Raw genomic sequence first — 13,799 nt, 5'->3', positions numbered from 1 at the left:
TAATTTGTATTCAAACCGTTACTTAAATAAGTCTGTTCTTTGTATCGTATTCAAATACATAAAAAACCAATTGTTATGAAACATACAAAATTCATTCTAAACCTGAACGAGGTTGGTATTGATAATATAGATATAGTAGGCGGCAAAAATGCTTCGTTGGGCGAGATGATCCAACACTTAACTAAATTGAATATCCGTATCCCGGGTGGCTATATCATCACTGTTGCAGCTTATCATGAATATATCTCGTATAATTTACTGGAAGAGCAAATTAAGAGCATCATCCAGTCTACAGATTTAAATGATCTTGATGCGCTGCGCAAAACAGGTCAGAAAGTTAGGCGTATGGTGGCAGCGGGTGTTTTTCCGCCTGCGTTAACCGAACAGATCACCAATGCATACCACGAACTTTCAACAATATACGGTCAAAATAATCTCGATGTTGCGGTACGTTCATCAGCTACAGCCGAAGACCTGCCCGATGCTTCATTTGCCGGTCAGCAGGAAACCTTCTTAAATGTAAGCGGCATTGACGGGTTACTGGATGCTGTGCGTAATTGCTTTGCTTCCTTATTTACCGACAGGGCCATCAGCTATCGCGAAAGCTTTAAATACGATCATTTCGATATCGGCCTTTCGGTTTGTGTGCAAAAAATGGTACGGTCAGATCTGGCCGCATCAGGTGTAGCCTTCTCATTAGATACCGAAAGTGGCTTTAAAGATGCGGTAATTATCAATGGTTCTTACGGTTTGGGCGAGTTGATCGTTCAAGGTTCGGTTTCTCCGGATGAGTTTATGGTATTTAAACCAACGCTGAAACAGGGTTTTGATTCCATCATCGAACGTAAGTTAGGCGTTAAGGATAAAAAAATGGTGTACGGCGATTCGGCAAGTGAGCGGGTTAAAATTGTGGATACCGACATTGCGGAGTTCAATAGTTTTTGCTTAAGCGATGTGATGGTATTACAACTGGCCCGCTGGGTAGTTACTATCGAAGAGCACTACTCGCGTATTAAAAACCGCTGGTGCCCAATGGATATTGAATGGGCCGTTGACGGCGAAACCGGTCAGCTGTTTATTGTTCAGGCCCGCCCCGAAACTATCCACTCGCGTAAGCAATACAATACCATAACAGGTTATACCATTGATGATGCCAACCGTGCCGAGCACCTGATCTTAAAAGGTATTGCCGTTGGTGATAAAATTGCCACAGGTAAAGTAAACATCCTGGTAGCTAAGCATAAAGATGATCTCACCCATATCGACTTTAAAAAAGGAGATGTGCTGGTGACTGATATGACCGACCCCGACTGGGAGCCGATCATGAAAATTGCTTCGGCTATCATTACCAATAAAGGCGGCCGTACCTGCCACGCAGCCATTGTTGCCCGCGAATTGGGCGTACCTGCCATTGTTGGCTGCGGTAATGCTACCGAGCTTTTAAAACAAGATCAATTGATCACAGCCTCATGCGCCGAGGGTGATAATGGCCTCATTTACAACGGTGCAATAACCTTTAAAGAATTGACATACAACCTGGATGAACTGCCAGAAACAGAAACACCGGTAATGCTCAACGTAGCTTCGCCTGATATGGCCTTCAACTTTTCGCATTATCCAAACAAAGGCGTTGGTTTAGCCCGCGAAGAGTTTATCATCAACAACTACATCCAGGTGCACCCAATGGCATTAATGCATCATAAAGAATTAAACGATGCTGATTTAACCGCCCGGATCAATAACCTGACCCGCGGTTTTAAAAACGAAGAGGACTTTTTTGTACAAAAACTGGCTTGTGGTATTGCCCGTATCGCTTCTGCCTTTTACCCTAATAAAGTGATCGTTCGTTTTTCCGATTTTAAGAGCAACGAGTATTTTAACCTGTTAGGTGGCAAATATTTCGAACCTATCGAAGAAAACCCCATGATCGGCTGGAGAGGCGCATCCCGCTATTACTCACCCGAGTACAAGGAAGCTTTTGGTTTGGAGTGTAAAGCCATTAAACTGGTTCGCGAAAAGCTGGGATTGAAGAACGTGGTGGTGATGATCCCTTTCTGCCGCACGGTAAAAGAGCTTTTACAGGTTTACGAGGTGATGAACGAATACGGCCTGAACAGGGGTGAGGACGGTTTGGAAGTATTCCTGATGGCAGAATTGCCATCGAACGTGATCATGGCCGACCAGTTCGCTGAACATATTGATGGTTTCTCCATCGGCTCAAACGACCTGACCCAATTGGTTTTAGGTTTGGATCGCGATTCATCCCTGGTAGCTCATATTTATGATGAGCGTAACGATGCTGTTAAATCAATGATCAAAATGCTGATCAGAACTGCAAAAGAAGCTGATATCAAAGTAGGTATTTGCGGCCAGGGCCCTTCAGATTTTCCTGATTTTGCACAGTTTTTAGTAGAACAGGGTATCGATACCATTTCGGTTACGCCCGATTCGTTCTTCAAAACTGTTCACGCCATCAGCCAGATAGAGCAAAGCTTAAAAACCGAAAAAATAGCGCTGGACAGCGCAGCTTAAAGAGATACCGCATTAACCACGCGGTTGTGTTGACTGACCAATTATAGACCACCTCCCCAATAACACCGGGGAGGTTTTTTATTGTTCCGGAATATACGGGCCGCCAGGTTCGCCCCAGCCCCACTTAGGCATTGGTGCCTCCGGATGCATGGGGATTTCGCCGACGTTCGAATTAATTACCGCTATACGCGTTCCCCACTCAATATAAGCCATAAATGCAGAGCGGAATTCCGGGTCATTCGGCAATTTAATTTCATCCGCCGATTGCAGCAGCAAAGTAACCCACCGCTGGCGATGCGCTTCGGTAAGGTGTTTCATAAAATGCTTTTGGATCATTTGATAATGACTGCCTTCCCGTTGGCTATAAATCTCGGGCCCTTTAAAAACCTCGGCAATAAAATGTGCCACATGTTTTGGATGCTCCGGCGACATGTGCCTGAATATGGGTTCAAGCAATTCGTCTTTTAAAACCTTTGCATAAAACAAAACAGTCAGTTTCTCAAAGGTTTCCATTCCGCCGGCCCATTCGTAGAGAGTGGGTATATTTGAATTTTTCATGTGAGTACTAAATTTAAATTTTTAATCCACCATCGCCACTTTATCCGGATCATCCAGATAATCAAACATCAGGTCGATCTGCGCGGGCAAAACCCTGTCCAACGATAACGGCGGTATGGCATCCCGTCCAAAAAAGCCCACCTCTAAAATGTCAAAAGCCGGGTGGTATTCGCCATGAATGATCGTGCACTGGATAAAAATTTTATATACATAGTCCAGTTCAGGTGGGTGGGTATGGCAGCGTTTATCCATCACAGCGAGTAACTTGGTTGGTTTCACCGTAAAGCCGGTTTCTTCCAGAGCTTCCTTTACCGCCACATCAGTCGGCGAAAGCCCAATATCGGCCCAACCACCCGGCAGCGACCATCGGCCATCTGATTTTTCTTTAACCAGCAGTATTTCTTTGTCCGGATTAAAAATCACCGCCCGTATATCCACTTTAGGGGTAATGTATTCTTTTTTATGATGAAAATAAGTGGTTAATATTTCCAGGGGATGTTCGGTAACCATATTGATCAGCTCCAGGCTGATCTGTTCAAGTTCTTTGTAACGGTCGGTATCGTATTCGTTATTGGCATAAGTTAAGCCAAGATGCGACATGGTTTTTAGCCTTTTGGCGATGTTAAGCAGGTTGGTAGATGACATATTCAAAGATAACTCGAAACTTACACATAGGTAAATTACCAATGATTATTGTTTGTAACAACATCTTCTGTTATATTTGTTATAATGGAAGCTATACTGATACATCCCGAAAACGCAACTCAACTAAAAACCGTAAAAGCAGTATTAAAAGCTTTAAAAGTTCCGTTTGAATCTCAAACAGCAACATTACCTCCTCATGTAACTGCCAGTATTAATAAGAGTATTAAGGAATACGAAGCCGGGCAGACAATTTCTTTAGATGAGTTTACTCAAAAACATTTTTCTAAAAAATGAATTTTGAAATCAGGTTTACCCCTGAAGCTGAAGATACTTTTGATGCGGTAATAACACAGCTACAACAAAGATGGGGCGATGTCTTCGTATCGAAATTTGAAGCTAAGGTTTGGAGCAGCCTTAAAACAATTGAAGTTACACCTACTTGTACCCGCTTATTGATGAAGAAACAGGTGTGCGAAAATGTATATTACATAAAAATTGCTCAATACTCTATACCATATACGAAAACACAATTTTAATTATCTGCTTTTGGGACAATCGCCAGGAGCCAATGTCAGGGCTTAAATGACTAGTCATTACATTTTTTATAAATCGTTATCTTTTCCATCTTCCATTTCGCATCTTCCATAAAAAAACCTATCTTTGCCCGGCAAATAAGAAAACTTAATCTTCATTTGCCATGTCACTCGATCCCGCCAAATTTGTTTCCGAAGGTTTAACTTACGACGATGTTTTATTGCTCCCGGCTTACTCTGATGTGCTGCCGCGCGAAGTTAACACCAGTACCTTTTTAACCCGTAATATCAGGCTCAATGTGCCTATCGTTTCGGCCGCTATGGATACCGTAACAGAGTCGCAACTGGCCATTGCCATTGCACAGGCCGGCGGTATTGGTATGTTGCACAAAAACATGAGCATACAGCAACAAGCCGAACAGGTACGCAAGGTGAAAAGATCAGAGAGTGGCATGATACAAGACCCGGTTACCTTACTGGAAACTGCGGTATTGGCCGATGCCTTTAAAATAATGAAGGAGTACAAGATCGGTGGTATCCCGGTTATTGATGCTGATAGAAAATTAAAGGGCATCCTGACCAACCGCGACCTGCGCTTTCAAAAACAAATGGCTAAACCGGTTAGCGAAGTAATGACTAAAGATAACCTGGTTATTGCACCCGAAGGTACAACCCTTGTACAGGCCGAAGAGATATTGCAAAACTACAAGATCGAAAAATTGCCTGTAGTTGATAAAAATGGCTGTTTATGCGGATTGATCACTTTTAAAGATATCCAGAAATTTAAAAATTTCCCTGCGGCCTGTAAAGATGAGCATGGCCGTTTACGTGTTGGCGCCGCTGTTGGCGTTACCGCCGATACTTTAGATAGGGTAGATGCACTGGTAAAAGCCGGTGTGGATGTGATCGCTATTGATACAGCCCACGGTCACAGTAAAGGCGTTATTGATAAACTGAAAGAAGTAAAAAGTAAATATCCTAAACTGCAGGTAATAGTAGGTAATGTGGCAACAGGTGCAGGTGCAAAGGCCCTGGCCGATGCCGGTGCTGATGCGGTTAAAGTGGGCATAGGGCCGGGTTCAATTTGTACCACCCGAATTATTGCCGGTGTTGGTGTACCACAATTATATGCCGTGTACGAATGTGCCAAAGCTTTGCAGGGTACAGGCGTTCCGGTAATTGCCGATGGTGGTATAAAACACACAGGTGATATTGCCAAAGCTATAGGCGCGGGTGCCAGTACCATTATGGCAGGCTCTTTGTTTGCCGGTGTGGAAGAGTCGCCGGGTGAAACCATTATTTACGAAGGCCGTAAGTTTAAATCATATCGCGGTATGGGTTCTATAGAAGCGATGGAACAGGGTTCAAAAGATCGCTACTTCCAGGATGTGGAAGATGATATCAAAAAACTGGTTCCCGAAGGTATTGTAGGCCGTGTACCATTTAAAGGTACTTTAGCCGAAGTAATGTACCAATACGTAGGTGGCTTACGCGCCAGTATGGGCTATTGCGGTGCAAAAGATATCGAAACTTTGCAAAAGGCGCAGTTTGTACGCATCACGGCATCTGGTATCCGCGAAAGCCACCCGCACGATATTACCATAACAAAAGAAGCACCGAATTATACACGGTAAACCTTATGTAAGATGTGAAAGGTAAGATGGAAGATGTGTAGGAGTTTTTGAAATAATGCAAATTATGTATATTCAAAAATGAATGAAAAAACGCTACAACTACTCGATCGCACTTTTTATTTCGGTGTAAATACTCTTAAGTTTTTGAAAAGCTTGCCGGAGGATCAAATCTATAAAGTTGTAAAACTTCAGGTTGCCAGATCATCTGGTTCTATTGGTGCTAACTATGAAGAAGCGCAAGGGGCTTCGTCAAAGAAAGATTTCAATAATAGGATTAATATTTCATATCGTGAAGCAAGGGAGTCGGTATACTGGTTACGGGTTTTGCGTGAGTTATACGAAGAAGATATTTATAAGCTAAGCTTTGAAAAGCACATTCAGGAAGCTACTGAATTGAAAAAGATATTTGCCAGTATAAAATTATCATCTCAAAAGGAATAGTTGAACGATGTCAATTACATCTTCCATCTTACCTTTCACATCTTCCATCTTTTTACATCGCAAACTGATCTTTCAACCGCTCCAACCTTTCAACAATAAGGTTTATCTTTTCTTCTTCGTTTTTTACAATGCGGTCTTTCAAATAAAAGGTGCATATCAAAAACCAGATGCAGGTTAAACTATAAACAACTATTTTGCCTACAAGGGTAGCATCATTCAATACCTCTAAAAAGTAAAGCGCAAGCCCTATACTGAGCAATATAATGTATGAGTAATATAATTTGCCGTATAACACAGCACGGTTCTTTTTGTATTCCTTAAGGCTTTGCAGGTAATCGGTAGGGTTAACGGTAACATCGCGGCGGTGTATCAGGCGGTAATCGCGCACCATCATCACCACGTAGATCACCATGGGTACCAGCATGATCAATATCCCCACATAAGTTACCCACGACTGAAATACCATAAAAAATAAAATTACAAAGGCGTTCACTATAGCAACTATCATGGCCACAATCCCCCACATCAACTTCCGGCTAAGGCTGCCCATTCCCTTTTTTACTTGCTTAAGAGCCTCATCCACCGAAAGCTGCTCCTTTACGGGCTGGTTTTGCCAGACCGCCATCAAATGCTCAAAGTCTTTCATAGTGGTTATATAAATCTGTTAATTTCTGTTTAATACGATAAATTTTTACGCGCAGATTACCTTCGGATATACCCGATATTTCTGCTATTTCAGGATACGGCATCTCATCTAAAACCATAGTGATAATTATTCTTTCCGATTCATCAAGCTTGGATATACATTTATACAGCAAGGCAACCTGCTCGTTTTTCTCGCTCACCTCGTCTATTTTAGTTTCAGCGATAAATGGAGTCAGTTCGTCTTTAGCTTGTCGCTTTTCCGATCTTAGGTAGGTTAGGCAGGTATTTACAGCAATCCGGTAGATCCAGGTCGAGATCATAGCCTGGTTGCGGAATTTTTCGAGGTTTTGCCACACTTTCAAAAAAGTTTCCTGCAAAAGGTCGTTCGCGGCATCGTCGTCGCCGGTATAACCATAACACAAATGGAAGATCTTTTTTGAGTTAGCTTCAAAAATCTGTTTAAAAACCGCCTCTTTATTGGTCACTTAAGTTTAATTTATATTGGTTTAGACGAAGGGAGGTAATACTTGTTACAACGTTAATTCATTTTTATAGAACCAGGGTAAACGCTTTTCGGCGTCTTCAACCAGGGCGTCAAATTCGGTCATATAATCAAACTGCAGGTCTTCGTGCAGTTTATCAATGGCCTTTTTGGTTTTTTCGAGCTGCTTAACCAATATTAATCTTAAAGGTTTAAATGATGTGCGCCTGTCAACATAATCCAGGTAATTGCGGCAAAATGTCAGCAACAATTCGGTTTCAACCTGTTTCGAGCCCGTAAATTTGATGTATTTATTAGTGAGTTTTAAAATCTTACGTAATAGCTTGGCAGTATCATAGCTGCGTGAGGGGGCCTGGCTCATCATCAGGCCGATATCGTGTTTAAAACTTTCGGCGAAAGCCAGTTCATCATCAGCATCAAATAATAAATAAGCAAGTAGTTCTTTGTTTTCCTTTTTATAGCGCGCCATACGCAATAAAAGCAAAGCGGCCTGTTTATCATCCAGGTGCTGCAACTCCTTCTTTATTTCCTGTAAACCGTATTGCTTAATGCTCATAAATATTGGCAAAATAATGATTTATTGTTGATACGCCGACGCAACGTTACAATTAAATTTGGCGTATGTAGTACCAACATGCTGTGTTGTAAACACGTACAATCGAAATTTTGTTATATTTTCGTGATCCAATAAAAACCACAAATGATTAAAAACAAACTGACACTCTATATTTTTATCGCATTAATTGCAGGCGTTATTGCCGGGTATATTTATAACGAAACCGTTATTAAACCATATAACGATAAAATAGCCACTGCCGAAACCACCATAAAGGGGCTTGATAACCAGATCGTTTTAATAAAAGATACTACGCGGGCAGACTACAAAGCCTTAAAAGCGCTGCGGGCAGCCAATGTAAAGATCCGCAAAGAGAGCGACACCATTCGCGAAGATAAACTGGAGGGCTTTACCATTTTAAGTGATATATTTTTGCGACTCATTAAAATGATCGTAGCGCCGCTGGTATTTACTACGCTGGTGGTAGGCGTTGCCAAGGTTGGCGATATCAGCGCCGTGGGGCGTATTGGCGGTAAAACCATGCTGTGGTTTATTTCGGCCACGTTAATATCGCTACTGTTGGGTATGATACTGGTTAATATCTACCAGCCGGGCAGCCATATGCACATTCCGTTACCTGATAGTCATTTAGGTACCGATATTAAAAAGTCGGCGCTTTCCTTACGGGATTTTATCGGCCACGTTGTTCCGCGAAGCTTTATCGAATCGATGGCGAATAATGAGATATTGCAAATAGTGGTGTTTGCCATATTTTTTGGAGTGGCTACGGCAGCAGTAGGCGAACAGGGCAAGATCGTGATCAAAGCCATGGATGCCATTGCCCACATTATCATGAAGATAACCGGCTATGTAATGAGCCTGGCGCCGTTAGCGGTGTTTGGCAGCATTACCGCTATTGTAGCCAAGCAGGGATTGGGCATTTTGTCGACCTACGCGGTATTTATAAGCGAGTTTTATTCAGGCTTATTAATTCTGTGGATCGTGATCATTGGCGTTGGTTTTGTAGTGCTCAAGAGCCGGGCGTTTACGCTGGTTAATAATATTAAAGATGCCATCCTGATCGCCTTCAGCACCTCAACCAGCGAAGCCGCTTATCCGCGTGTACTTATCGAACTCGAAAAATTTGGCTGTAAAGATAAGATAGTGAGCTTTGTATTGCCCCTGGGCTATTCGTTTAACCTTGATGGCTCTATGATGTACATGACCTTTGCCTCGCTGTTCATCGCGCAAGCATATGGTATCCCGTTATCATTAGGGCAGCAGCTAACCATGCTGCTGATATTGATGCTTACAAGCAAGGGCGTAGCGGGTGTGCCGCGGGCATCATTAGTGGTTATTGCCGGTACTATTGCTACGTTTAATATCCCGGAAGCAGGTTTGGCTTTATTGATAGGCATCGATCCATTGCTGGATATGGGCCGCTCAGCAACCAATGTGCTGGGTAACGCCATGGCAACAGCGGTAGTAAGCAAGTGGGAAGGTGAATTGGCAGAAGAGACTGTTATAGGTTAATAGATTATTAAGTGACAAAGTAATTGATCACAAAAATTGCATGCGTGCCAATAATACAATTAACTTTGAGCCCTGTTTAACAATAACTAATAACACAATAACGAATAACCAATGTCCCTCAGAGCCAAAAAAATATTTCTCCTGGTAAGTATTGTATTACCGTTTTTATTCTACTGTTTTTACTATTATGGGATAATGCTTAAAAACGCTCCGTATAAATTTACCGAATTTGATTCCATCACTTTTAATTATGGCACAGGTGACAGCCTGATCAATAAATACAGCTCTAAAACGGGTAACTATCAATACGTAAACTCGCACGATTCGTTGGTTAAAAAGCATTTAAGATTGACATACGACGATTTTCTGATTCTGCACAGAAAAGCTGCCGAACTCGGTTTTTGGGATTTTCCATCCAAAATAGGTTACGATAGTATGGAGGTTGGTTTTAACAAAGCACCCCACTATTATATTCAGTTTAAGTATAAGCGAAAAACCAAAACCGTTTGGTTTGATGATGCCTTTAACGGCGACCCTAAACTGAAAGATGCAGCAGAAATGATGGTGAAGTCGCTGCAATCCCGTCTTGACGAAGCCGATAGCAGGGATCGGAAATAGGTAGTGCCGAATAGTTTGCGTGAGGGGTAGTAGCGGATACCGTAACTTTCAAACCTTACAACATTAAAACATATTACCGTTTGCATTTTTTAAAACAAAACCCTATATTTGCACCTCATTTTAAATAACTAAATAATTAACAATAATGTACGCAATAGTAAGTATAGCCGGACAGCAATTTAAAGTTGCAAAAGACCAGCAGATCTTTGTACACCGTTTACAGGGAGATGAAGGCGCTAGTATTGAATTTGACAAAGTATTGTTAGCCGAAAACGAAGGTAAATTCAAATTAGGTTCTGATTTGAAGAGCGCTAAAGTAACAGCTAAGATCGTGTCTCATTTAAAAGGTGATAAAGTAATTATCTTCAAAAAGAAAAGAAGAAAAGGTTACAAAAAGAAAAATGGTCACCGCCAACAATTCACTAAAATAGAGATAACAGGTATTTCTTTATAATTATTAACCTCAAGAGCCTGTTATTGGCTCGTAAAAAATATTAAAAATGGCACACAAAAAAGGGGCCGGTAGTTCCAGAAACGGTCGCGAGTCACATAGCAAGCGTTTAGGTATTAAAATATTTGGCGGTCAGCCAGCTATTGCCGGCAATGTTATCGTTCGTCAGCGTGGTACTCCACACAATCCTGATAAAAACGTAGGTATCGGTAAAGATCATACTTTATTTGCTTTGATCGATGGTACTGTAGTTTTCAAAAAGAAAGCAGATAACCGTTCATACGTATCAGTTATCCCATTTGCACCAGAGCCGGTTGCTGTTGTTGAAGCACCAAAACCTGCTGCAAAAAAAGCACCTAAAGCCGTAGCACCTGCTGTTGAAGCTGCACCAGCTGCAGAAGAAGCCGCTCCGGTAGCAAAAGCACCAAAAGCTAAAAAAGAAAAAGCTGAGCCAGCTGCTGATAAAGCAGAAGAAGCACCAGCTGCTGAGTAATCAGCAAACAACAATATAAAAAGCCTCATCGGATATTCTGGTGAGGCTTTTTTATTGGATATCTATTTTGTTTCAGGGAGATAGGGGTATGCCCCCAATTTAACCGCGTTTATCGCCGATCTGTGCATAGTTAATAGTAAAAGTATAACGCACACGTATAGGCTGGCCGCGCTGCACCCCTGGCTTCCATTTAGGTGAGGCGGTCATCAGGCGCACGGTTTCTCTGTCCATTACTTCCGATAATCCGTTTACGATCTTGATATCTGTTATAGTCCCGTCTTTTTCAATAGCCATAGCCAATGTTACCGAACCGTTCATCTCCTGAGCGGTAGCATTTGCGGGATAGATCACATTTTTAGATAAGTATTTGTTAAAGGCCTTGGTGCCACCCGGAAACTGTGGTTCAACATCTATGGCTTTAAAGTTTAGGGCCGTGTTGGCATGTTTGGTAACGGTTACTGTTTGCGCTTTTAACACGAAGGGGAATAAAAACAATAACTGCAAAAAAATATACTTCATAATTTAAGGTTGACTTGGTTTGTCTTGAAACTTGAAATTTATAGGCACGGTAAACGTTTCTTTTATAGCTACGCCATTTTGCATAGCGGGTTTCCATTTAGGCGCTGCCAGGATAACACGCTTTGCCTCCTGTGCCAGATCCTCTGCCGGCGCACTTATTACTTTAACATCAGTAACCGTGCCATCTTTATCAACTATAAAAGTTAAATTAACCTCGCCCTCTATTTTATTTATTTTAGACAGGATGGGGTAATGAATATTATCGCTTAGATACTTAAAAAAAGCAGGCAATCCACCGTTAGGGAATTGTGCCTCTGATGATGGGCCGAGTGTTTGATTCAGATCATCAGCCGGATTTTGTTTGCTTTTAGCGCTCAGTACCCTGTGCCTGATCACCGGTGCTGCAACTGGTTTTTTCTCAGCAGGCTTAGCTGTCACTTTTGCCACCGGCGCAGCAACAGGCTTTTTAACTACTATCGGCTCCGCCTTCTTTACCGGTGGTGGTGGAGGCGTTTTTTTAACAATCGGTGCAGCAACAGGTTTTTTAACCACTACCGGTTCAGTTTTCTTAGCCGGTGGCGGTGGTGGTGTTTTTTTAGCAACCGGTACAACCGGCTTTTTAACTATCACTGGTTCAGGCTTCTTCACCGGTGGCGGTGTTTTTTTAATAACCGGTGCAGCAACAGGCTTTTTAACTGCTACGGGTCCAGCTTTCTTAACCGGTAGCGGTGGCGGCGTTTTTTTTACAACTGGCGCAACCGGCTTCTTTTCAACAGGTACAGGTTTTTTATCAAACGGCGGAACCGGCTTTTTAACGGCCTTTAAACCGGGTTTGTTCTCATTTAAAATGGGCGATGCCTCTGCTTTCTTTTCACTTACCGGGGGCTTTTTATTAGTCGTTACAGGTTCTATTACCGGTTTTTTGATCGCCTCCGGTGCGTTTACTACCGGTGTTTTAGCTGGTGCCGAAAGAGCAAGGGCGCTTATTACTCCCATATCGATATTAAAAACCATATAAACGCCTACAGGTTTACCCTTTGTCATGGCGGGCTGCCATTTGGGAGATGATTTGATCACATGGACTACTTGCTGATCTATTTGCGGGGTTACGCTTTTCAGCACATTTACATTGGATACATGGCCGTTGGTGTCTATCTTTAGAGATATGATTACCTGGCCGCGTAAATCTCTGTCAGACTTTTTTTTATAACTGATATTAGCTGCAATGTATTTGGTAAAATCGCCGCCCGGAAATTTGGCCAAAACGTCGACATGTATAACCGGTATCTTACTTATTTTAGCTGCAACAGTATCCGTTTGGGCTTTTAAAACGGCCGACATGCAAACTAAAATTAAAAGCAGAGGGTACTTTTTCACAATTACTAAGGTATTACTAAAATGGCATATCTGTAAGCGTTAACACAGTTGTTGCAAAAATTTAACACTTTAATTAAGCGGTCGCCGGGTTAAATTTTGGATATCAATAATTAATTATCAAAAAAAAGTAAATTACACCGCAGGATTATTTTTACAATATCGTCTAACCCCTAAACACACCGTTGGTTTTGAGCGAAGAACATTTGGTTTTGGCATTGAAAAACAAGCAGCAAAACGCTTTCAGGCAGCTTGTTGATCAGTTTCAGCATATGGTTTTTAATACTGCTTTAAGTATGATACATAACCAGGAAGAGGCTGAAGATATTGCCCAGGAGGTTTTTATACAGGTTTATGAATCGGTGCAAAAATTTAAAGGCGAATCAAAATTATCAACCTGGATCTATCGTATCACCATAACCAAAGTATTGGATTGGCAACGACACAAACAACGTAAAAAACGATTTGCCTTAATAACCAGTTTGTTCGGCGCTAATAACGAGGTAGAACGGGATGTTCCCGATTTTGTACATCCGGGTGTACTGATGGAGAACAAGGAACGATCGGCAATATTGTTTAAAGCGCTCGATCAATTGCCCGAAAATCAAAAGGTGGCATTTGTACTCAATAAGATTGAAGGGCAAAACTACCAGGATGTGGCGGATATTATGGGCGTTAGCGTTGGCGCGGTCGAATCGTACATGCATCGCGCAAAGCAAAATTTACGAAAGCTGTTACAGACTTATTATTACACCGATAAATAAC

Annotated in this window: 17 protein-coding genes; 10 read left to right on the top strand and 7 right to left on the bottom strand. The window is 42.0% G+C overall.

Features of this window, described 5'->3' with window-relative positions; translation table 11 throughout:
• Window positions 1-75 precede the first annotated feature (75 nt).
• Entirely contained in the window at window positions 76-2,532 is a 2,457-nt protein-coding gene (gene ppsA / locus ACFGVR_RS19680; protein WP_448699185.1) for a phosphoenolpyruvate synthase, read from the top strand.
• Window positions 2,533-2,610: 78 nt separating this feature from the next.
• Here the strand turns inward: ppsA and ACFGVR_RS19675 are convergent, their stop codons facing one another.
• Window positions 2,611-3,090 carry a group II truncated hemoglobin gene (locus ACFGVR_RS19675; protein WP_448699184.1) on the bottom strand — a complete coding sequence of 160 codons (480 nt, stop codon included), beginning with the start codon at window positions 3,088-3,090 and terminating at the stop codon, window positions 2,611-2,613.
• Window positions 3,091-3,111: 21 nt separating this feature from the next.
• Window positions 3,112-3,735, bottom strand: a complete 624-nt coding sequence (locus tag ACFGVR_RS19670; RefSeq protein ID WP_448699183.1) for an NUDIX hydrolase — start codon at window positions 3,733-3,735, stop codon at window positions 3,112-3,114.
• 84 nt (window positions 3,736-3,819) lie between these two features.
• Between ACFGVR_RS19670 and ACFGVR_RS19665 the strand changes: the two genes are divergently transcribed.
• From ACFGVR_RS19665 to ACFGVR_RS19650, 4 genes are all read left to right on the top strand, one after another.
• Complete coding sequence (locus ACFGVR_RS19665; protein ID WP_448699181.1) at window positions 3,820-4,029, top strand: DUF2683 family protein; 210 nt, start codon at window positions 3,820-3,822, stop codon at window positions 4,027-4,029.
• Window positions 4,026-4,271, top strand: a complete 246-nt coding sequence (locus tag ACFGVR_RS19660) for a hypothetical protein (protein WP_448699180.1) — start codon at window positions 4,026-4,028, stop codon at window positions 4,269-4,271. Before ACFGVR_RS19665 ends, ACFGVR_RS19660 begins: the two co-directional genes overlap by 4 nt.
• A 161-nt stretch (window positions 4,272-4,432) precedes the next feature.
• Window positions 4,433-5,902, top strand: a complete 1,470-nt coding sequence (guaB, locus tag ACFGVR_RS19655) for an IMP dehydrogenase (protein WP_448699178.1) — start codon at window positions 4,433-4,435, stop codon at window positions 5,900-5,902.
• A 78-nt stretch (window positions 5,903-5,980) separates the two neighbouring features.
• Complete coding sequence (locus ACFGVR_RS19650; RefSeq protein WP_448699177.1) at window positions 5,981-6,343, top strand: four helix bundle protein; 363 nt, start codon at window positions 5,981-5,983, stop codon at window positions 6,341-6,343.
• A gap of 52 nt (window positions 6,344-6,395) precedes the next feature.
• Here ACFGVR_RS19650 and ACFGVR_RS19645 read toward each other — a convergent pair whose 3' ends face one another.
• From ACFGVR_RS19645 to ACFGVR_RS19635, 3 genes are read right to left on the bottom strand one after another with little or no spacing between them, the layout of a single operon-like run.
• Window positions 6,396-6,989 carry a hypothetical protein gene (locus ACFGVR_RS19645; RefSeq protein ID WP_448699176.1) on the bottom strand — a complete coding sequence of 198 codons (594 nt, stop codon included), beginning with the start codon at window positions 6,987-6,989 and terminating at the stop codon, window positions 6,396-6,398.
• On the bottom strand, window positions 6,976-7,473 hold the full coding sequence (locus ACFGVR_RS19640; RefSeq protein WP_448699175.1) for an RNA polymerase sigma factor: 498 nt from the start codon (window positions 7,471-7,473) through the stop codon (window positions 6,976-6,978). The genes ACFGVR_RS19645 and ACFGVR_RS19640 overlap by 14 nt, the downstream gene beginning before the upstream one ends.
• 45 nt (window positions 7,474-7,518) lie before the next feature.
• Window positions 7,519-8,046, bottom strand: a complete 528-nt coding sequence (locus ACFGVR_RS19635; RefSeq protein WP_448699174.1) for a hypothetical protein — start codon at window positions 8,044-8,046, stop codon at window positions 7,519-7,521.
• A 144-nt stretch (window positions 8,047-8,190) separates the two neighbouring features.
• On the opposite strand from ACFGVR_RS19635, the gene ACFGVR_RS19630 reads away from it, so the two are divergent.
• From ACFGVR_RS19630 to rpmA, 4 genes are all read left to right on the top strand, one after another.
• The gene (locus tag ACFGVR_RS19630; RefSeq protein WP_448699173.1) at window positions 8,191-9,579 is read left to right on the top strand and encodes a dicarboxylate/amino acid:cation symporter; all 1,389 of its coding nucleotides are present in this window, start codon (window positions 8,191-8,193) and stop codon (window positions 9,577-9,579) included.
• Between the two features lie 195 nt (window positions 9,580-9,774).
• Window positions 9,775-10,197, top strand: coding sequence for a hypothetical protein (locus tag ACFGVR_RS19625; protein ID WP_448699172.1), 423 nt, complete (start codon window positions 9,775-9,777; stop codon window positions 10,195-10,197).
• Between the two features lie 145 nt (window positions 10,198-10,342).
• Complete coding sequence (gene rplU / locus ACFGVR_RS19620; protein WP_448699171.1) at window positions 10,343-10,651, top strand: 50S ribosomal protein L21; 309 nt, start codon at window positions 10,343-10,345, stop codon at window positions 10,649-10,651.
• A 46-nt stretch (window positions 10,652-10,697) separates the two neighbouring features.
• Window positions 10,698-11,141: a 50S ribosomal protein L27 gene (gene rpmA, locus ACFGVR_RS19615; RefSeq protein ID WP_448699170.1), complete on the top strand. Its 444-nt coding sequence runs from the start codon at window positions 10,698-10,700 to the stop codon at window positions 11,139-11,141.
• 99 nt (window positions 11,142-11,240) lie between these two features.
• Here the strand turns inward: rpmA and ACFGVR_RS19610 are convergent, their stop codons facing one another.
• Window positions 11,241-11,660: an energy transducer TonB gene (locus ACFGVR_RS19610; RefSeq protein WP_448699168.1), complete on the bottom strand. Its 420-nt coding sequence runs from the start codon at window positions 11,658-11,660 to the stop codon at window positions 11,241-11,243.
• 3 nt (window positions 11,661-11,663) lie between these two features.
• Complete coding sequence (locus tag ACFGVR_RS19605; protein ID WP_448699167.1) at window positions 11,664-13,001, bottom strand: TonB family protein; 1,338 nt, start codon at window positions 12,999-13,001, stop codon at window positions 11,664-11,666.
• Window positions 13,002-13,225: 224 nt separating this feature from the next.
• Between ACFGVR_RS19605 and ACFGVR_RS19600 the strand changes: the two genes are divergently transcribed.
• Complete coding sequence (locus ACFGVR_RS19600; protein ID WP_448699166.1) at window positions 13,226-13,798, top strand: RNA polymerase sigma factor; 573 nt, start codon at window positions 13,226-13,228, stop codon at window positions 13,796-13,798.
• Window position 13,799 lies beyond the last annotated feature (1 nt).

This window comes from Mucilaginibacter aureus (genome assembly GCF_053514885.1).
Note: the sequence above shows the minus strand (reverse complement) of the source record. Positions and strands in the feature narration are given on the sequence as shown.

What these genes read in the sequence shown, in the direction of transcription:
- ACFGVR_RS19670 (WP_448699183.1), bottom strand. Translation starts at nt 3,735, where the DNA reads ATGTCATCTACCAACCTGCTTAACATCGCCAAAAGGCTAAAAACCATG.
- ACFGVR_RS19650 (WP_448699177.1), top strand. Translation starts at nt 5,981, where the DNA reads ATGAATGAAAAAACGCTACAACTACTCGATCGCACTTTTTATTTCGGT.
- ACFGVR_RS19645 (WP_448699176.1), bottom strand. Translation starts at nt 6,989, where the DNA reads ATGAAAGACTTTGAGCATTTGATGGCGGTCTGGCAAAACCAGCCCGTA.
- rplU (WP_448699171.1), top strand. Translation starts at nt 10,343, where the DNA reads ATGTACGCAATAGTAAGTATAGCCGGACAGCAATTTAAAGTTGCAAAA.
- ppsA (WP_448699185.1), top strand. Translation starts at nt 76, where the DNA reads ATGAAACATACAAAATTCATTCTAAACCTGAACGAGGTTGGTATTGAT.
- ACFGVR_RS19630 (WP_448699173.1), top strand. Translation starts at nt 8,191, where the DNA reads ATGATTAAAAACAAACTGACACTCTATATTTTTATCGCATTAATTGCA.
- ACFGVR_RS19610 (WP_448699168.1), bottom strand. Translation starts at nt 11,660, where the DNA reads ATGAAGTATATTTTTTTGCAGTTATTGTTTTTATTCCCCTTCGTGTTA.
- ACFGVR_RS19605 (WP_448699167.1), bottom strand. Translation starts at nt 13,001, where the DNA reads ATGTCGGCCGTTTTAAAAGCCCAAACGGATACTGTTGCAGCTAAAATA.
- ACFGVR_RS19660 (WP_448699180.1), top strand. Translation starts at nt 4,026, where the DNA reads ATGAATTTTGAAATCAGGTTTACCCCTGAAGCTGAAGATACTTTTGAT.
- rpmA (WP_448699170.1), top strand. Translation starts at nt 10,698, where the DNA reads ATGGCACACAAAAAAGGGGCCGGTAGTTCCAGAAACGGTCGCGAGTCA.
- ACFGVR_RS19675 (WP_448699184.1), bottom strand. Translation starts at nt 3,090, where the DNA reads ATGAAAAATTCAAATATACCCACTCTCTACGAATGGGCCGGCGGAATG.
- ACFGVR_RS19635 (WP_448699174.1), bottom strand. Translation starts at nt 8,046, where the DNA reads ATGAGCATTAAGCAATACGGTTTACAGGAAATAAAGAAGGAGTTGCAG.
- guaB (WP_448699178.1), top strand. Translation starts at nt 4,433, where the DNA reads ATGTCACTCGATCCCGCCAAATTTGTTTCCGAAGGTTTAACTTACGAC.
- ACFGVR_RS19625 (WP_448699172.1), top strand. Translation starts at nt 9,775, where the DNA reads ATGCTTAAAAACGCTCCGTATAAATTTACCGAATTTGATTCCATCACT.
- ACFGVR_RS19665 (WP_448699181.1), top strand. Translation starts at nt 3,820, where the DNA reads ATGGAAGCTATACTGATACATCCCGAAAACGCAACTCAACTAAAAACC.